At 36.4% G+C, this 17,929-nt stretch carries 14 protein-coding genes, 1 tRNA gene and 1 pseudogene; 10 read left to right on the forward strand and 6 right to left on the reverse strand.

Annotation, left to right across the window (positions count from 1 at the left end):
• The coding region (locus ACEW8E_RS04425) for a hypothetical protein (protein WP_373479133.1) at nt 1–188 on the reverse strand (188 nt) is incomplete at its 3' end.
• Nucleotides 189–228: 40 nt separating this feature from the next.
• On the opposite strand from ACEW8E_RS04425, the pseudogene ACEW8E_RS04430 reads away from it, so the two are divergent.
• From ACEW8E_RS04430 to ACEW8E_RS04460, 7 genes and pseudogenes are all read left to right on the forward strand, one after another.
• A pseudogene (locus ACEW8E_RS04430) lies at nt 229–375 on the forward strand (type II toxin-antitoxin system HigB family toxin); the annotation flags it as partial.
• 293 nt (nt 376–668) lie between these two features.
• Nucleotides 669–2,339, forward strand: a complete 1,671-nt coding sequence (locus ACEW8E_RS04435) for a Mu transposase C-terminal domain-containing protein (RefSeq protein WP_373479134.1) — start codon at nt 669–671, stop codon at nt 2,337–2,339.
• A 9-nt stretch (nt 2,340–2,348) separates the two neighbouring features.
• A complete protein-coding gene (locus ACEW8E_RS04440) occupies nt 2,349–3,176 on the forward strand; it encodes a TniB family NTP-binding protein (RefSeq protein ID WP_373479135.1) in 828 nt (275 codons plus the stop codon).
• Nucleotides 3,176–3,523, forward strand: coding sequence for a hypothetical protein (locus tag ACEW8E_RS04445; RefSeq protein WP_373479136.1), 348 nt, complete (start codon nt 3,176–3,178; stop codon nt 3,521–3,523). Before ACEW8E_RS04440 ends, ACEW8E_RS04445 begins: the two co-directional genes overlap by 1 nt.
• 276 nt (nt 3,524–3,799) lie before the next feature.
• Nucleotides 3,800–6,409 carry a UvrD-helicase domain-containing protein gene (locus ACEW8E_RS04450; RefSeq protein WP_373479137.1) on the forward strand — a complete coding sequence of 870 codons (2,610 nt, stop codon included), beginning with the start codon at nt 3,800–3,802 and terminating at the stop codon, nt 6,407–6,409.
• Between the two features lie 77 nt (nt 6,410–6,486).
• Nucleotides 6,487–7,329 carry a PD-(D/E)XK nuclease family protein gene (locus ACEW8E_RS04455; RefSeq protein WP_373479138.1) on the forward strand — a complete coding sequence of 281 codons (843 nt, stop codon included), beginning with the start codon at nt 6,487–6,489 and terminating at the stop codon, nt 7,327–7,329.
• Nucleotides 7,330–7,337: 8 nt separating this feature from the next.
• A complete protein-coding gene (locus ACEW8E_RS04460) occupies nt 7,338–7,658 on the forward strand; it encodes a nucleotidyltransferase family protein (RefSeq protein ID WP_373479139.1) in 321 nt (106 codons plus the stop codon).
• Here ACEW8E_RS04460 and ACEW8E_RS04465 read toward each other — a convergent pair.
• Together ACEW8E_RS04465 and ACEW8E_RS04470 are read right to left on the reverse strand one after the other, a co-directional pair.
• Nucleotides 7,647–7,880: a hypothetical protein gene (locus ACEW8E_RS04465; protein ID WP_373479140.1), complete on the reverse strand. Its 234-nt coding sequence runs from the start codon at nt 7,878–7,880 to the stop codon at nt 7,647–7,649. The two genes, ACEW8E_RS04460 and ACEW8E_RS04465, sit on opposite strands and share 12 nt — an antisense overlap.
• A complete protein-coding gene (locus ACEW8E_RS04470; protein WP_373479141.1) occupies nt 7,864–8,157 on the reverse strand; it encodes a BrnT family toxin in 294 nt (97 codons plus the stop codon). Before ACEW8E_RS04470 ends, ACEW8E_RS04465 begins: the two co-directional genes overlap by 17 nt.
• A 106-nt stretch (nt 8,158–8,263) precedes the next feature.
• Here ACEW8E_RS04470 and ACEW8E_RS04475 point away from each other — a divergent pair, with 106 nt between their 5' ends.
• Together ACEW8E_RS04475 and ACEW8E_RS04480 are read left to right on the forward strand one after the other, a co-directional pair.
• Nucleotides 8,264–10,213 (forward strand): site-specific DNA-methyltransferase, encoded by a 1,950-nt coding sequence (locus tag ACEW8E_RS04475; RefSeq protein ID WP_373479142.1) that lies wholly within the window; start codon nt 8,264–8,266, stop codon nt 10,211–10,213.
• A 9-nt stretch (nt 10,214–10,222) separates the two neighbouring features.
• Nucleotides 10,223–13,339, forward strand: a complete 3,117-nt coding sequence (locus ACEW8E_RS04480; RefSeq protein ID WP_373479143.1) for a DEAD/DEAH box helicase family protein — start codon at nt 10,223–10,225, stop codon at nt 13,337–13,339.
• Nucleotides 13,340–13,341: 2 nt separating this feature from the next.
• Here the strand turns inward: ACEW8E_RS04480 and ACEW8E_RS04485 are convergent, their stop codons facing one another.
• On the reverse strand, nt 13,342–13,773 hold the full coding sequence (locus ACEW8E_RS04485; RefSeq protein WP_373479144.1) for a MerR family transcriptional regulator: 432 nt from the start codon (nt 13,771–13,773) through the stop codon (nt 13,342–13,344).
• Between the two features lie 64 nt (nt 13,774–13,837).
• Here ACEW8E_RS04485 and cas12k point away from each other — a divergent pair, with 64 nt between their 5' ends.
• Nucleotides 13,838–15,709: a type V CRISPR-associated protein Cas12k gene (gene cas12k / locus ACEW8E_RS04490; RefSeq protein WP_373479145.1), complete on the forward strand. Its 1,872-nt coding sequence runs from the start codon at nt 13,838–13,840 to the stop codon at nt 15,707–15,709.
• A 1,012-nt stretch (nt 15,710–16,721) separates the two neighbouring features.
• Here cas12k and ACEW8E_RS04495 read toward each other — a convergent pair.
• Nucleotides 16,722–16,803, reverse strand: a tRNA-Leu gene (locus ACEW8E_RS04495).
• An 80-nt stretch (nt 16,804–16,883) separates the two neighbouring features.
• A complete protein-coding gene (locus tag ACEW8E_RS04500) occupies nt 16,884–17,870 on the reverse strand; it encodes a nitrate ABC transporter ATP-binding protein (RefSeq protein ID WP_373479154.1) in 987 nt (328 codons plus the stop codon).
• Nucleotides 17,871–17,929 lie beyond the last annotated feature (59 nt).

Raw genomic sequence — 17,929 nt, forward strand, 5'->3', positions numbered from 1 at the left:
CGTTCTATCTTGTCACAACGGTTGAAAATTATGATAAGATAAGAACAACCGCACACGGGCGGATAATGGCGATAACCAAGCCATACACATAAATATAATTCTATGATACCGTGTATTTGACCTACGGAACGTGGGGTAAAGCCTATCGTCAGAAAGTAAGACTCGTTACTTCTCGGAGTAAAAAGCATTTCTTTGGGTAGGAAGCCAACACTGTAATTTTAATTCAGTGTGGGTAGTTCACATAGTTGGTATAAAATAGCAAGTAAAGCTCATTGGCATAACTTAATCGAATTACAATCAAATTTTCCTACTGCAGAAGCTGTTGGTAATTTTACCGTTTTTAATATTAAAGGAAATAAATATAGACTGATAGTTAGCTGTACAGTAACAAATTAAATGACGTGATCACAAATTAGTGTCATCCAAAATTAAGACTCTTCAAATCTTTATATAGCAATAATTATACCCCAGAAATCCACCAAAAATGATCTCGATCGCACCTCAAATGAGATTAACAAATTAAGTGTCATTTTCCCTAAGAATAACAAATTAAATGTCGTCTTCCCAAAAGGCGTTTTTTTTTGCTTTAGGGGTTGTCATTAACAAATTAAATGTCATAAGTTTAGTATAAAACTATTATAATTTTATTGAACACTAATGAAAATGCTATGACTATCGATGATCAATTTTCTGATTCTCCAGAGTTGATCTCTCAACTTTCTCCCGAAGAACAAAAAATCGCCGATGTCATTGAAGATTTACTTCAACCTTGCGACAAGAAAACCTACGGAGAAAAGTTGAAACAAGCATCAACGAAATTGAATAAGTCAGTTAGAACTATCCAAAGATACGTTAAGCAATGGGAAGAAAATGGTTTAGTCGGTATTGCTCAAAATAATCGAGCCGATAAAGGCTTTTATCGTATCGATTCACGCTTACAGGATTTTATTCTTAAAACCTATCGTGAAGGAAACCAAGGTAGTAAACGAATGACTCCTAAACAGGTTTATTTACGAGCAGTTGCCCAAGCCAATAATTGGGGTATCAAATCTCCCTCTCACATGACTATTTATCGAATTTTGAATCCTATTATTGAGGAGAAAGAGAATAAAAAAAGAGTGAGAAATCCAGGATGGAGAGGTACAAAATTAGCTGTATCCACTAGATCAGGAAATGAAATTAATGTGGAATATAGTAACCATGTCTGGCAATGTGACCATACTCTTGCTGATATTCTTTTGGTAGATCAGTTTGGTAAATTATTAGGCAGACCTTGGCTAACTACAGTTGTAGATACTTATTCTCGCTGTATCATGGGTATCAATCTTGGTTTTGATGCTCCCAGTTCCCAAGTGGTTGCTCTTGCTTTACGTCATGCCATATTGCCGAAGAGTTATAGTTCTGATTATGGACTACATGAGGAATGGGGAACGTATGGTAAACCAGAGTATTTTTACACTGACGGCGGTAAGGATTTTCGTTCTAATCATCTTCAACAAATTAGTTTACAGTTAGGGTTTACTTGTCATTTACGGAGTCGTCCTAGTGAAGGTGGTGTAGTAGAGCGTGTTTTTAAAACTTTCAATACGGAGGTTTTTTCTACCTTACCTGGATATACAGGTGCAAATGTGCAAGAACGTCCAGAGGATGCAGAAAAAGAAGCCTGTATAACTCTCAAGGAACTAGAGAAATTGATTGTCTGCTATATCGTGGACAACTATAATCAACGCCTTGATGCCCGTATGGGTGAGCAAACTCGCTTTCAACGTTGGGAATCTGGATTACTTTCGATTCCAGATGCTATCTCTGAACGAGAATTAGATATTTGTCTAATGAAGCAATCACGCAGAAGGGTTCAAAAGGGGGGTCATCTTCAATTTGAAAATCTGATTTACAAGGGGGAATATTTAGGAGGTTATAAGGGAGAAACTGTCATTATTCGTTATGACCCTAGAGATATTACAGGTATTTTAGTTTATCGCTTGGAAAATAATAAAGAAGTCTTTCTGACTCGTGCCTATGCTGTGGACTTGGAAAGTGAATCTTTATCTTTGATAGGTGCGAAAGCTAGTGCCAAAAGAGTAAGAGATGCAGGAAAAAATTTGAGTAATCGTTCGGTCTTAATGGAAGTGGAAGAACGTTCTAATTTTACTCAGAAAAAAACCAAAAAACAAAGGCAAAAACAAGAACAAGAAACGGTTAGAACATCGACTCCTTCGCCGATTTTAAAGGAGGAAAAGGAAATAGAAGAGCAATCTACTTTATCTTCCTCTTTCTCAGATGATGATTTGGTGGAAGTTATTGATTATGAACAATTACAAGAAGATTTTGATTTTTAGGAGTTAGCCATGAAAGCGGAAAATGTAGCAGAACAATTAGGTAATATTAATGCCCCTGAAGCAAATTTACAGCAAGAAATTAAGAGACTAGAACGTAAAACAGTAGTGAGTTTAGCACAAGTTGCCACTCTCCATGAATGGCTTGAAAGTAAACGCCAATCAAAACAATCTTGTCGGATTGTGGGAGAATCTCGTACGGGGAAAACGATTGCGTGTAACTCTTATCGTTTAAGACATAAGCCAAAGCAAGAGATAGGTAAAGCTCCTCAAGTACCTGTGATTTATGTCCAAGTACCTCAAGAGTGTGGAGCAAAGGATTTGTTTCAAGGAATCATTGAACACTTGAAGTATCAAATGACGAAGGGTACTGTGTCAGAAATCAGAAAAAGAACTATGACAGTATTGCAAAGATGCGGTGTAGAAATGATTATCTTTGATGAAGCCGATCGTTGTAAGCCAAAGACTTTTGCGGAAATTCGGGATATTTTTGATCATCTCAATATCGCTATTGTACTTGTGGGAACAGATCGTTTAGATGCCGTTATTAAGAAAGATGAACAGGTTTATAATCGTTTTCGTGCTTGTTATCGTTTTGGAAAATTGTCAGGGGAAGATTTTGTTCGTACTGTCAATATTTGGGAAAAGCAGGTTTTGATGTTACCTGTAGCTTCTAACTTAACAAATAAAAAAATGTTGAAGTTAATTGGGGAAGCAACAAGCGGTTATATCGGCATTATGGATATGGTTTTGCGTGAGGCGGCAATTCGTTCCCTGAAGAAAGGAATCAACAAGATTGATTATGACACTTTAAAAGAAGTTGTACAGGAGTATAAATAATGGAAATTCAGCCTTGGTGGTTTACGATCGAACCTTATGAGGGTGAAAGCATTAGTCATTTCTTAGGGAGGTTTAGACGGGAAAATGAGCTTACTCTTTCTGGTTTAGGCAAAATAGCAGAACTATATGGAGCGATCGCTCGTTGGGAAAATTTTCGTTTTAATCCTTCTCCTTCCTCTGAACAGTTAGAGAAGCTAGGTAAAATTGTACAAGTAGAAATGGCAACCTTACAAACAATGTTTCCTTCTGCCCCTATGAAAATGACTCCTATTCGCCTTTGTTCGGCTTGTTATAGTGAAAAGCCCTATCATCGGATGGAATGGCAATATAAAGAGATTTACAAGTGAGATCGACATCAACTGAAACTTTTATCAGAATGTCCTAATTGTGGGGCAAGATTCAAGTTTCCTACCTTATGGGTTGATGGTTGGTGTCACAGATGTTTTACTCCTTTTGCCGAAATGTCACGATCGTAAATATTAATTCACTTCATATAAAAAAAATAGTGATCTTGAGATGGTAACTCTCAAGATTTTTTATTGTTACAAATCTTTACAAGTCTTACAATAGCAGTATGGACTCTGATACCCTAGAAATTATTGATTCTAAAGAACAATGAAATTATGTCGATCGAGCTTGAACAATTATGGCAACAGACTAAACCAGAGCCTTTTTATCCTAATTCCAATCAAAAGAGAGCAATACTTCATATTGATTCCCCTTTATTTCTAACGGCAGGACCTGGTTCAGGGAAAACAAGGGTTTTACTATGGCGATCGCTTAATCTAATTGTTTTCCATGACATTAAACCCGAAGAAATTTTCCTAAGTACCTTCACTGAAAAAGCGGCATTTCAACTCAAGGAAGGATTACGATCGCTCTTAGGGTTAGTCACCAATTTGACAGGGAAGCCCTATGATATATCGAAAATGTATGTTGGTACAGTTCACTCTCTTTGTCAAAAATTGTTAACCGATCGCCGTTTTTTGGAATTAGGACAACGATCGACCGTACCTGTATTAAAAGATGCGTTAGGGCAATACTTTTATCTCTCCAGACGTAGATATTGGGAAAGCATCCTAGAAAATGCAGACTTTGATCTTGATATTGCCCAAGAGATGATCAATCAATTCTTTAATCACAATTCTATCTCCAAACATAACGCCGTTAATAACTGTATCTCTCTTTTCAATCGCTTTTCCGAAGAATGTTTAACCCCAGAGCAGATTTTAGCAAGAATCCAGACAACCGACCTAGATGATCCTGATACTTTCGTTAAACTAACAAACTTATACGATGAGTATTTGCGATCGCTTCAACAGAGTAACCCTCCTCAAGCCGATTTTTCCCTCATTCAACAATACGCCCTCAATTTTCTCGAAAAATCCCCTCATTGTGGCAATATCTTCAAACATATTATCATTGACGAATATCAAGACACTAATACCATTCAAGAAAGAATCTTCTTCAAACTAGCTTCAGGATTCAAGAATATTTGTGTGGTAGGAGATGATGATCAAGCCCTCTATCGCTTTAGGGGGGCAACAGTGGAAAACTTTGTTCAGTTTCCCTCAAGATGTCAAGAATATCTTAATTGCTCTGTCACCGAAATTCCCCTCAACATCAACTATCGCTCCCGTTACCAAATAGTCGAATTTTATAACGACTTCATTACCCGTCAAAATTGGCGTACTGCCGATGGCAATGGCTTTTATCGTCTCGTTAATAAAAATATTACCGCTTTTAATGGCGATCGCAAAACTTCCATAATTGCCTCTACCCCCACAAAACCCGATTTAGTGTGTGAAGAGATTGCTTTACTTGTTAGAGACTTAATTAAATCTGGGAAAGTAAAAGATGCCAATCAGATTGCATTTCTTTATCCTTCTCTCAAAAGCAAACAAGTAGAGCGAATGATAGACGCTTTGGAAGATGTGGGCTTGAAAGTTTATGCTCCCAGAGCAAAACGCTTTTTAGAAGTAGATGAAGCGATCGCCGTGTTTGGGGTTTATTTACTGATTTTTGGTAAGCCTGTTCGTGGAGATTTTAGGGGAGCGGACTATAACGACTTTCACCAGTGGTTAAATAAATGTGAAGAAATTGCCGAAAATCTCAGTAAGGAAGATCAAGCTCTCAAAGCATTTATTGAGGAAAAACGAGAAGAGATTAAGACGGCTCTCAATGATTATAGGATATTGTCTCAAGTGGCGATCGAGCATAAATGGGATAAAAATCAACCTTATGATCCTGCTTTGATGAAACGACAACTATGCAATGCCACGGGTTTATCAAGTACCGCTAAAAAGAATTTAGGCAATGTTTATTTCGATCGCCTCGTCAAACAAAAACTAGAGACAAAACAATCTTGCACTCTCGGTTATGTGATTAACGCCTCCACATCCGTTGACTGGAGCGTCTTAGATTTATTTTATCGCCTTTGCATCTTTAACCACTTTAAAGAAATGTTTGATCTAGCGGAAACAGGAAAAGATGAAGGACCTATTTGCAATATGGGCTTAATATCTCAGTATTTAGCTAGGTTTACCGATGAATATACCCACATCATTACTGCCCAATTTTTAGAAGACGATCGCCTTCAAGTCACGTTTTTTATGGGCTTTTTGTATAGCTTATTCCGCTTAGGAGAAACAGAGTATGAAGACGCAGACGATCCTTTTCCCAGAGGAAGAATCCCTTTTTTAACCGTTCATCAGTCAAAAGGTTTAGAGTTTCCTGTGGTAATCTTAGGTAATCCCAGAAAAGACCCCAAATTGCAAAGGGTAGAAGAAATTGTTAAACCCATTTTAGATCGTCAGGGTGAACCACTGGAACGAATGGCAGATTTTGATGTGATGCGAATGTTTTATGTAGCTTTATCCAGAGCTAAAAATCTCTTAGTAATCGCTCATTTTAAAGGTTCAGGACAAAAATTAACTTTTCCTTTTAATGAGATGTTAAACGATCGAACCATTACCAGAATCCCAGATTTTGACCTCCATAGTTTACCTGAAGCTAAAGAATCCAATGATGATTTACCCAAAAATTATTCCTACACTAGCGACTACCTCCTTTATCAGCGTTGCCCTAGACAATATATGATTTTCCGTAAATACGGTTTTGTTGCCTCTCGATCGCAAACCATGTTTTTTGGTAGTGTAGTTCATAAAACCATTGAAGATTTACACTATATCTTAAAAGCGAAAAAAGAAAAGCAAACAAAAATGTCATTCTGAGGGATACCGAAAGAATCTCAAGCCCCTATTTTCCCCAATAATTCATCATAAATCAACCAACTAAAGAGGATGACACCATGAAAGATATTGACGATTTAGCCATTGAAGCACAGATTAAGGAACTTTTTGAACAAAATTACGAAATGATGCGGTTAGAAGGTGGTCATGCTCTATCTGCTGACGTAAAACAGGGTGCATTGAACCAAGTTTTGTTTTATTGGCGGAAACTGAGAGAAGTAGCAGAAAACGTCACCGATACAGAAGTGATGTTGAGTTTACCCGAACAACTTACTCCAGAGGGCAGAAAATACACGATCGAGGGAGTTGTTGATATTATCAGAGAACAAGATCAAACGATTATGTATGACATTAAAACCCATGATTCGGACTATGTTCGGGGTAATGTGCCAGAATATGAAAAACAACTCAACGTTTATGCCCACATTTGGCAAGGTTTACGACAACAGAAGTTAGATCAAACTGCGATTATTGCCACTTCCCTTCCCATTACTCTTAGAGATGCTGTAAGGAAAGATAATCAAAGGCATATTGTGACAGAAATGCAACGATGGCAACCCTTAATCGATATTCCCTTTAATCAAGAAAAAGTAGCTGACACGATTAATGAATTTGGGCAAGTAGTAGATGCGATCGAATCTCGACAATTTCAACCCCCTTCTTTAGAGAAACTCAAGGGAAAATTAGCAGGAAAAAAAGTTACCTTTGCCGTGCAAGTATGCCGTAACTGCGATGCAAGGTTTTCTTGTTCAGCCTATCGGCGTTATGTAAAATCTTCCTCTTCTCAAGCGGATTCTTTATTAAGCCGTTTCTTAAATGACTATGGTAGTGATTCTGAAAGAGAGGATTTTCTTTATGGTAACTTGGAAAATATCCCAGATATTGAACGTTTTGATATTTAGCTGAAACAATGGACATTTATCAACGACTAAATACCGATCGCACTTATGTTAATAGAATATGTCAACAATGGCAAATTATCGAATTAGCTTTATTTGGTTCGGTTTTGAGAGATGACTTTAATCAAAACAGTGATATTGATTTATTAGTCACTTTTGCGGAAGATGCAAAAATCACCTTTTTCGATCTCGATACCATTGAACATCAATTCAGTTTATTATTTAATCGTGCCGTTGATGTGGTGACAAAAAGATCGATCAAAAATAGCCATAACTGGATCAGAAAAAATAGTATTTTAAACAATTCCCAAGTAATCTATTTAAGATTCTAATTGTGGGATATAGTTATCAATGATAGATTCGATTAAATCTTGATAGGAAATTCTTTTCGTCTTTGCTTCCTTTTCAATTAAAAGTAACTTTTCTTCCGTTAAATTAATTTTAATTTCCACCGTTTTTTGCTTAGGTATTAGTTGAGAAGGTAAAGGCAAAAAATCCTCTATCACTTCGCCAAACTCTAAATCTTGATCCGTGTATTTAATTTTGTTGCTCATAAATTTTCCTCCCTTTACGCCAATAACCTGCTCCAAAAATCCTAATTTTTTCATTACGATAAGTAAATCTTACTGTTATTATACCTTCACCGACTTTACCAACACAAAAAAATCTCTCTTCTTCCTCACTGTGACTAGCATCCCTGATAATAATTCTCTTTTCGTCAAAAAATGCCCATTCTGCTAATTCAAAGGAAACATTATGTTTCTCTTGATTAATTTTATTTTTACTTTCATCCCATTCAAAACTTGCCATTATTTTGCTTGATACTGTCATAAAACTAGAACATTATCATCATCTAACTTTTTTGGTAAAAAGAAAAAATATTGACAAGTGATCCTGATAATTCGACAATAGGCTTATTCCTAAACACTTTTAGCCTATGTCCGTTGAAAAGCTCAATCCTAATTACAACCTAGAAGAAGCTCGTCTTCAGCAATTAAAATCTTTGTTTCCTGAAGCCGTGAGAGATGGTGACATTGATTTTGATGTGTTAAGAGAAGTTTTAGGGTTAGGGGAAGATGACGACTCCGTAGAACATTTTGGCTTAAATTGGGCAGGAAAACGACAGGCTCGAAAAATCGCTACTAAAGCAAGTCAAGGTACTTTAATCCCCATGAAGGGTGAGGGTATCAATGAAGATAAAACGGGCAATGTTTTCATTGAAGGTGATAATTTAGAAGTATTGAAACTGCTACAGAAAAGTTATGCAGGTAGAATTAAGATGATTTACATTGATCCTCCTTACAACACGGGCAATGACTTCATCTACACAGACGATTATAGCGACTCTACAGCCGACTATCTCCGTAAAACTGGACAAGTGGATGAAAAAGGAAAATTGTTAACGAGTAACCCTAAGTCTAGCGGACGTTTTCACGCTAATTGGCTCAGTATGATGTATCCCCGTCTGAGGGTGGCAAAAAATTTATTAAGGGAAGATGGTGTTATTTTTATCTCCATTGATGATAATGAGGTACATAATTTGAGAATTTTATGTAATGAAATTTTTGGAGAAGAAAATTTTGTCGCAGTTCTTCCAACAGTTATGAATTTAAAAGGAAATAACGATAGTTACGGATTTTCAGATACTCATGAGTATATTATTGTTTATGTCAAAGAGAAAGAGATTTTTTCTTTTGGACATTTTAAAATTGACGATGAAGAAATAGATGATTGGCTACAAGATGATTATGGATTGTTTAAAAAAGCAGATACATTAAGAAGAACAGGTCAAGATGCTTCAAGAGAAAAAAGACCTAAAGGATGGTTTCCAGTATTTATAACCAATGATAATAAAATATATGTAACTGATAACGATCAACCAAAAAATCAAAGTGATTATGTATTATTTCCGATTAATGAACAAAATGAAGAATTATCTTGGACTTGGAGTAAACAAAAAATTTTGAGTGAACCATATAATCTTATTGTTGTTAATGGTAGAAATGGAAAAAATATATATAAAAAACAGCGTCCTCAAATTGGAGATTTACCAACGAAAAAACCCAAAAGTTTATTTTATAAACCAGAATATAGCAGTAGCACTGCAACTACTTATCTGAAAAAAATATTTAATAAAAAAGTATTTGATAATCCAAAGCCACTTATTTTAATGCAAGATTTGATAAGTATATCAGTCGGTTCAGAAGATATTGTCCTAGACTTCTTTGCTGGTTCATGTACAACAGTTCAAGCAGTAATGGAATTGAACAAAGAAGACGGAGGAGATAGAAAGTTTATCTGTGTACAAATACCTGAACCCATAGATGAAAAAAAATATAAAGAGAGTTATGATTTTTGTTTAAATCTTGGTAAACCAACAAACATTGCCGAAATTGGTAAAGAGAGAATCCGTAGGGCAATCAAAAAGATTGAGGATGAATTATCAGGACAAATAGATGGAATAACCACTAAACCCGACTTAGGCTTTAAAGTGTATAAGCTCGATCAATCTAACCTGAAAATATGGAAGGATTATGAAGGCTCAAACACTCAACAGTTACAAAAAGAATTATTAGAGACAGAAAACCCCTTCCTAGAAGGATGGACACCCGAAAAAGTGATCACCGAAATTCAACTTTTGGAGGGCTTCCCCTTTGATAGTAAAGTTATTCAAGCCTCCGACTTTACCACAAATCAAGTTACTCATATCTCACACCCAGACATCGGACACAAATTATTTATCTGCCTAGATGAAACGTTAACCATTGAGACAATTCAACAAGTAAGACTCCTTGAAGATGACGATCGCTTTATTTGCCTTGATTATGCCCTCACAGATCAACAAAAAGTGATGTTAGAAGACGGTTGCAACGTGAAAACAATTTAGGAGAATAAAATGGCAAAACTAACCTTTAAATTTGATCCTAACCAAGAATACCAACTAAGGTCGATCGATAGCGTGGTTAATCTCTTTCAAGACTTACCTAACCTTGAAGACTATCAAAATAACTATGGTATCGCTGAATATCTCCAAGGGAAGTTATCAGACACATCCACCTCCAAAGCCTTTGATGAGGAAATCGTGCCTAATTTGCCCCCTGACGAGGTAATTTATGATGAGTTGCTGTTTGAGAATTTAATCGCCATTCAAGAGGAAAATAACCTTGAAGAAAGTCGCTCTTTAGAAGTTGATGAGGGGATGATGCTAGAGGGTATTAGTTACGACTCGTGGCGATCGCCCAGCTTTACTGTAGAGATGGAAACGGGTACAGGTAAAACCTACGTTTACTTGCGGACTATTTATGAGTTATCAAAAAGATATGGTTTTCGGAAGTTTATCATCATCGTACCTAGCACAGCTATCTATGAGGGAGTAAAAAAATCCTTTCAGATAATGTATAAGCACTTTGCCTCATTGTACGATAATCCTGTAGTTAATTTAACCGCCTACAATAGCTCACAAATTAATCGAGTGAAAAACTTTGCCACTTCTAACTTTGTTGAGATAATGGTGATGACTAACGACTCGTTTAATAAAGTCAATAATAATAATCTTTACAAGCCAAGTGAGAAACTTTCGGGGGAACTTCTACCCTACCAATATATTCAACAAACCAAGCCCATTTTAATCTTAGATGAGCCTCAGAGCATTGATAGTACCGAAAAAGCTAAGGAAGCTATCCGTACCCTTAATCCCCTGTTGACGTTGCGTTATAGTGCCACTCACCGCATCAAGCCCAATCTAGTTTACCGTTTAACTCCAGTAGATGCTTACCAACAAAACCTCGTTAAGAAAATCGAAGTAATTGGAGTCGAAGAAGCAGAAAATCGGAATAAGCCTGTCTTGATTTTAGAATCAGTCAGTAGTAATCCAATTTGTGCCAAAGTGAAAACCCTGATTGATGAAAAGGGAACTGCTAATGAGGGTATCATCGAGTTAAAACAAGGGGATGATCTATTTAAGAAAACGAAACGAGAAGAATATAAAGAGGGGTTTATTGTCACCGAAATCAGTATTGCTAAAGGCAATGAATTTATTGAGTTTGATAATGGCTTAATCCTAAAACTGAAAGAAGATTTAGATCCATCTAGCCCCGAAATTTTCCGTTATCAGATACGAGAGACAATCAAAGAACATATCAAAAAACAAAGTCAATTACTACCATTAGGGATCAAAGTCTTATCCTTATTTTTCATTGATAGAGTCGCTAACTACACGACAGATAAAGGTTTAATCAAAACCATCTTTGATGAGGAATTCGATCGACTTAAACAAACCTCTCCCCATTTTCAAAAATATTCGGCGGAAGGGGTGAGGGAAGGATATTTTGCGAAGAAAAAAAGTAAGACGGGTATGGAAGAGGCGATCGATTTAGAAGAGAATAAAAGTCTGAAGAAAGACGACGCAGAAGCCCAAAAAGAAGCATTTAATCTCATTATGAAGGATAAAGAGCGGTTATTATCTTTTTCTGAATCAGTATCCTTTATTTTTGCCCATTCTACCCTCAAAGAAGGGTGGGATAATCCCAATGTTTTTCAAATTTGTACCCTCAATCAGACACGCTCTGAAATTAAGAAACGGCAAGAAATTGGTAGGGGTTTAAGGTTATGTGTCAATCAGGAGGGCGATCGGATTCAAGACGAGAATATCAATATCTTGACAGTCATCGCCAACGATAGTTATGAAAAATATGCAGAGACTTTACAAAAAGAATATGAACAAGCTGGAGAAAAAGCACCTCCTAAACCTACCAATGCCAAAAGAAGTGAAGCAAAACGCCGAAATCACCTCTTTGAGAGTCAAGAGTTTAAATCTTTTTGGGACAAACTCTGTCAAAAAACAAACTATCATTTCAACATTGATAGCGATCAGTTAGTAGCCGATTGTATTAAAAAACTTGATTCTGCCCAATATCCTGAACCTCAGATCGTTTTGAGTAGAGGTAAATTCGTTATCACTGAGTATGAAATTGCCTTAGTATCAGTCAAGAATGACAAAGCAGAAATCCATGTCAAAATACGATCGACATCTCCAGAACCTCAAGGTAAGATCTTAGATGATCAACATACAATTCTGGATCAAACCATTACCGTTGAGAAAAATACTAGGGCAAATAGTCATTGGAATAAAATTATTGAAAACCATTCCCCTTTAAGAGAATTGAAGAAAATTGTCGAAATCAGAGACAAAGGGGAAGATTCACTAATTATTTTGGGTGAAAAGGCACAAAGCGAAATCAATCTTGATCAACCTCTCACCTTTACAAGTGAAAAAGGTCAAGTACATGATAGCAACACCGTACAAACCCTTAATGATAACTACCCTGTCTTTAATTTAATTCATCGGGCATCCCAACAAACTTATCTGACTCGTCATACCCTTAATCTTATTTTTGCAGGTCTGAAAGAAGAAGTAAAACAAAAAGTATTCAAGAATCCTGAAGGATTTACTAGCATTTTCATCAATACCATTAAAGCTACTGTGAGACAACACATCATTGACAATATCGAGTTTTCCATAGATCAAAGCGTCAGTGATTATGACGTCGAAGAAATTTTCCCAGAAATTACCACCTTTCCTCAAAGAGAAATTATTGAGGCAGGTGAAAATGGACTATACGACAAAGTGCAGAAAGATTCAGACGTAGAAGAAAGATTTGTTAGTAACCGTTTACGAGATCAAAAAGAACAAGTATTTCTCTACTTCAAATTTCCCCCCAAATTCAAAATCAGACTACCGAAAATATTGGGTAACTATAACCCAGACTGGGGAATTATCAGTCGAGATGAACAAGGAAAACATACCTTACAACTGGTTCGAGAAACGAAAGGAAGAACAGACATTGAAAATTTACAATATGCCCAAGAAGCCCTGAAGATTAAATGTGCTGAAAAACATTTTCAGGCGATCGGTATCGACTATCGTGTCATTGACGGAACAGAAAATAATTGGTGGCAACCCCAAGAGCAACAGAATTATCAATCTTCTTTAACCAATTTAGAGCTATCATAATTCTAATCAGGTACAGTTAAAATACTGCTCAACTTAGAATGAACCTTATCTAACCATAAAGGCACGATCGTCTTCTCCTCTTCCAGAAGTTCGATCGCTTTCTCCCGTTGATAAGGCAATAACTCAACAGTACCATCATTAGCAATCACCATAAAACGCTTCTTAAAGTCCGCATCGGTAAATGATGGCTCTTTTTCCCTCAAATCATTGAGGATTTTTTGTACCATCTCTAAATTCAAACCAACAGACAGCATATATACCATTACCGACACCTCTACCAACTCCACAAAAGAATAGTAGATTGTCTTTCCCGTACCTGTCCCCATAATCAAAGGCACAATAATCTCCTTATCCCTCCAATACTGCAATTGTCGGAGAGAACAACCTGTGATTAGTGATATATCTTTGCTACTAAAAAATAGTTCCTGTTTCATACTCACAATTATAAAATAATTTGCTATTATACAAATATGTCCAATTAAACAATTATGTAAAGCGATGGTTCAGGTAACTATTCAATCTCGTTTAATCGCTTCTGCTGATACTCGTCAATTTCTCTGGTTGTTGATGAGCAAGAAAAATACTCCTTTGATCAATGAAATCCTTACCCGAATTAAACATCATCCCGATTTTCCCCAATGGCGAGAGAAAGGAAGACTGCCGAAAAACTTTATTGCTCAACAAATTCAAGAGCTAAAAAATGATTCTCGTTTTCAAGGGCAACCATCTCGGTTTTATGCTTCTGTTGGTAAAATTATCGACTACATCTACAAATCTTGGTTCAAAGTTCAACGAATCAATCAATTTAAGCTAGAAGGTAATATCCGTTGGCTAGAGATGTTAAAACCCGATAGCGAAATTCTTAAATCTTTTGATGGTTCAATGGAAGCACTAAAAAATAAAGCAGAAAAGATTTTGGCGGCTATTGACACCACTTCGACTCCAGAAGGTATTGCTAATTATTTATTTGAACAGTATCAAAAAACAGAAGATTCTCAAATCAGAGATGCGATCGTTTATCTAATTAAGAATGGTTGTAGCGTTCCTAAAAATAGGCTTGAGACAAAAGAAAAATATCAAAAGATAAAACGGAAATTGGAGATCAAAATTCAGAGATTGAAAAGACAGATTGAGATGTCTATTCCTTCTAGTAGAGATTTAGAGGGAGAAAAATGGTTGCAAATTCTTATCCTTGCTTCTAACACGATGCCCGTAGATGACAGTGAGAGTAATAGTTGGTTTTCAGCATTGAAACGAAATTCTCCATCCATTCCCTATCCTATCGTTTATGAAACCAATGAAGATTTAAAATGGTGTTTGAATGAGCAAAACCGTATTTGTATTAAATTTAGTGGTTTGAGTGACCATATTTTTCAAATCTATTGTGATTCTCGTCAACTTCCTTATTTTCGCCGTTTTTATGAAGATCAGGAATTGAAAAAAGCCAGTAAAGATCAGTTTTCGAGTGCTTTATTTACCTTGCGTTCTGCTATGATCATCTGGAAAGAAGATGATGGAAAAGGAGAGTCGTGGGATAAACATAAACTCTATTTACATTGTACTTTTGATACAGATTATTGGACTGTGGAAGGTACACAAGTCATTGCTCAAAAAAAGCAGGAGGAAGTGCTAAATCTCATTGATAGGATGAAGGAAAAGACGGATTTAACTGATACTCAAAAGGCGTTTATTCAACGGAAACAGACGACTCTTGCCCGACTTAATAATATTTTTCCTCGCCCTAGTAAGCCTATTTATCAAGGTAATCCGACTCTTTTTCTCGGTGTGGCAATGGGTTTACAAGAACCAGTGACGATCGCACTTGTGGATGTCAGCACCAATAAAGTGATTCTCTATCGTAATATCAAACAATTATTGGGGGATGACTACCATCTAATCAGGAGAAGACGAAATGAGAAACAGAAATTGAATCACCAAAACCATAAAGCAAGGAAAAGAGCTAATTTTCAACAAAAGGGGGAATCTAATCTGGGTGAATACCTCGATCGACTCATTGCTAAATCCATTCTTCAAATCGCTGAAGAGTACCAAGTGTCAACTATTATCGTTCCTCGATTGAATCAGATACGATCGATTACTGAGGCAGAAATACAAGCAAGGGCGGAGGAGAGAATCCCAGAATATAAGGAGGGGCAACGAAAATATGCACAGGATTATCGTGTACAGGTGCATCAATGGAGTTATGGCAGATTGATTGATAATATCAAAGCAATTTCTTCTAAATTGGGTATTGTCGTAGAGGAAGGCAAACAACCCAAACAGGGAAAATTTACCGATAAGGCATTACAGTTAGCATTGAGTACCCAGAAAAATGATCGCAAAAATAATCCCACAAAGACAAATTCTTAAGTTACAATAAGGGAAATCGTGCCGCCGATCAAGTTGTTGTCAACCTCTGTTCTGCGAAAAATGAGGGGTAGTTTACCTAGTAATAGGTTTGCTTTCTGTCCCTGATAACTGCTCACTCTGATGCTGCGCACTGAATAAAGTGCGGAAACAAGGGGCACTCCCAGCAACAGGAGTTTGGGTGTATCAATGTAGTGGTTATCCAATCACCTCCGATCAAGGAGGAATCCCAATTTAAGCGTTAGTTAAAATGTACGAGTTACACAAACTCAAGTTTTAGCCTTACGCAATCGCTGAAACTCTTATCAATTAAGGGATATAGCGTTTTAAGAAAATGCAAAATTTGATCAGAAATCAGAATTTTCGTATTTTTAAGGGTGGCTTACGCAAACTGCTTCTACAAGCCTTCTTTTATAAGGACTCTGACTAAGGGCAGTTGAAATAAGAAAATACCTTCTATAGGGATTGAAAGGATGGAGAAGGGACACCTTTCTGCTTACAAACTATGTTGAAATAAGAAAATACCTTCTATAGGGATTGAAACACTTTTATTATGAACTAGAAACTCTCCTAGTTAGGATCTGTCATCAAGACGAAACAAAACGATTGATCGTATTTCCCTTTTAAAGTTATAATGTCAATAGTGCCGTAGATCAAGTTTTAACAACCTCTGTTCTATGAAAAATGAGGAGTAGTTTACTTCTTCTAAGAAGTTTGCTTTCTGCTCCTGCTAACTACTTGCCCTGATGCTGTCTATCTAAAGATAGAGAAACTAGGCGCACTCCCAGCAATAAGGGTGCAGGTGTACTGCTATAGCGGTTAGCAAATCACTTTCGATCGAGAAAGGATTCTCTGTGAGAATTGAAAGCGAGTCTCGCCATCTGCTTTGACGACACTAATTTGTGATCACGTCATTTAATTTGTTAAGACGACACTAATCTGTTACCGATGACAAATAATTTGTTACTGTACAAATTTGTTACTGTACAGTTGAGGTTTTATTTTGGTTTGAATATGCGGATGGCGAGACTCGAACTCGCAAGGGCTAAGCCCACACGCACCTCAAGCGTGCGCGTATACCATTCCGCCACATCCGCAAAAGCTCATAACTCACAATTATAACTTATTTTTGTTAAATTAGTCAAGTATAATCATCAAAAGTTTTATTGAATAGATTTTAATTACTAATTTGTTCTGTCTTATTGGGTGATTGTCCGCTATTATTGCCAAAAGATTGTAATAGAGTAAATCCTGCTATGGCGGCTACTAATAAACCGCCCACAATACCTGCAATTTTGAGTTTATTATTTTGAGATTCTAGTTCAATATTATCATCCTCTGGATCTTCGGAATGAGCAAAACGATTAAATAAGAAATCTAAAGCATAGTTGCGTAATTCATAGTATCGGGGATCTTCTGTGATTTGTGTCCGATTACGAGGGCGAGAAAAAGGAATATTAAGGATTTCGCCAATTTTTGCTCTAGGGCCGTTAGTCATCATAACGAGTCTATCTGCTAAAAATAAGGCTTCATCTATATCGTGGGTAATCATCATTACGGTTAAATTATACTCTCGACAAATTTGTAATAATTCTTCCTGTAATTCTTCTTTAGTAATAGCATCTAAAGCGCCAAAAGGCTCATCTAAAATTAATATTTCAGGGCGAATAGCTAAAGCACGAGCGATGGCAACTCGTTGTTTCATACCACCAGATAATTGATGGGGCATTTTTTTCGCTGCTTCGGTTAAACCAACCATAGCTAAATGTTGCTCGACAATGATTAATTTTTCTTGCTGATTTTTATGGGGATAAACGGCATTAACAGCAAGGTAAACGTTATCAAAAGCATTTTTCCATGGCAATAAACAGTAATTTTGAAAAACCATCATACGATCAGGACCTGGTTCTGCAATAATACGATCTTTAAGTTTTACTGTGCCAGTGGTAGGTTGATTAAAACCAGAAATCATATTTAAAAGTGTGGATTTACCGCAACCAGAATGACCAATAATACAGACAAATTCTCCTTCATTGACAGTAAGATTGACACCATCTAAAACGACATAATCACCGTTGTTAGTAGGATATACTTTGGAAACTTCTTGAATATGTAAGAAAGCAGTTTTTTCTAAGATATTAGTCTTGTTATTTTCTGTATTCATTAAACTTTGCATAATTTTTATTGTATTTATTAGTAAAATTCCCCTAAATTCCCCTAAAT

Source organism: Geminocystis sp. (genome assembly GCF_041753295.1).
In the GTDB taxonomy this organism is placed as follows: domain Bacteria; phylum Cyanobacteriota; class Cyanobacteriia; order Cyanobacteriales; family Cyanobacteriaceae; genus Geminocystis.

What these genes read in the sequence shown, in the direction of transcription:
- ACEW8E_RS04475 (WP_373479142.1), top strand. Translation starts at nt 8,264, where the DNA reads ATGTCCGTTGAAAAGCTCAATCCTAATTACAACCTAGAAGAAGCTCGT.
- ACEW8E_RS04460 (WP_373479139.1), top strand. Translation starts at nt 7,338, where the DNA reads ATGGACATTTATCAACGACTAAATACCGATCGCACTTATGTTAATAGA.
- cas12k (WP_373479145.1), top strand. Translation starts at nt 13,838, where the DNA reads ATGGTTCAGGTAACTATTCAATCTCGTTTAATCGCTTCTGCTGATACT.
- ACEW8E_RS04445 (WP_373479136.1), top strand. Translation starts at nt 3,176, where the DNA reads ATGGAAATTCAGCCTTGGTGGTTTACGATCGAACCTTATGAGGGTGAA.
- ACEW8E_RS04440 (WP_373479135.1), top strand. Translation starts at nt 2,349, where the DNA reads ATGAAAGCGGAAAATGTAGCAGAACAATTAGGTAATATTAATGCCCCT.
- ACEW8E_RS04500 (WP_373479154.1), bottom strand. Translation starts at nt 17,870, where the DNA reads ATGAATACAGAAAATAACAAGACTAATATCTTAGAAAAAACTGCTTTC.
- ACEW8E_RS04485 (WP_373479144.1), bottom strand. Translation starts at nt 13,773, where the DNA reads ATGAAACAGGAACTATTTTTTAGTAGCAAAGATATATCACTAATCACA.
- ACEW8E_RS04465 (WP_373479140.1), bottom strand. Translation starts at nt 7,880, where the DNA reads ATGAGCAACAAAATTAAATACACGGATCAAGATTTAGAGTTTGGCGAA.
- ACEW8E_RS04435 (WP_373479134.1), top strand. Translation starts at nt 669, where the DNA reads ATGACTATCGATGATCAATTTTCTGATTCTCCAGAGTTGATCTCTCAA.
- ACEW8E_RS04450 (WP_373479137.1), top strand. Translation starts at nt 3,800, where the DNA reads ATGTCGATCGAGCTTGAACAATTATGGCAACAGACTAAACCAGAGCCT.
- ACEW8E_RS04455 (WP_373479138.1), top strand. Translation starts at nt 6,487, where the DNA reads ATGAAAGATATTGACGATTTAGCCATTGAAGCACAGATTAAGGAACTT.
- ACEW8E_RS04480 (WP_373479143.1), top strand. Translation starts at nt 10,223, where the DNA reads ATGGCAAAACTAACCTTTAAATTTGATCCTAACCAAGAATACCAACTA.
- ACEW8E_RS04470 (WP_373479141.1), bottom strand. Translation starts at nt 8,157, where the DNA reads ATGACAGTATCAAGCAAAATAATGGCAAGTTTTGAATGGGATGAAAGT.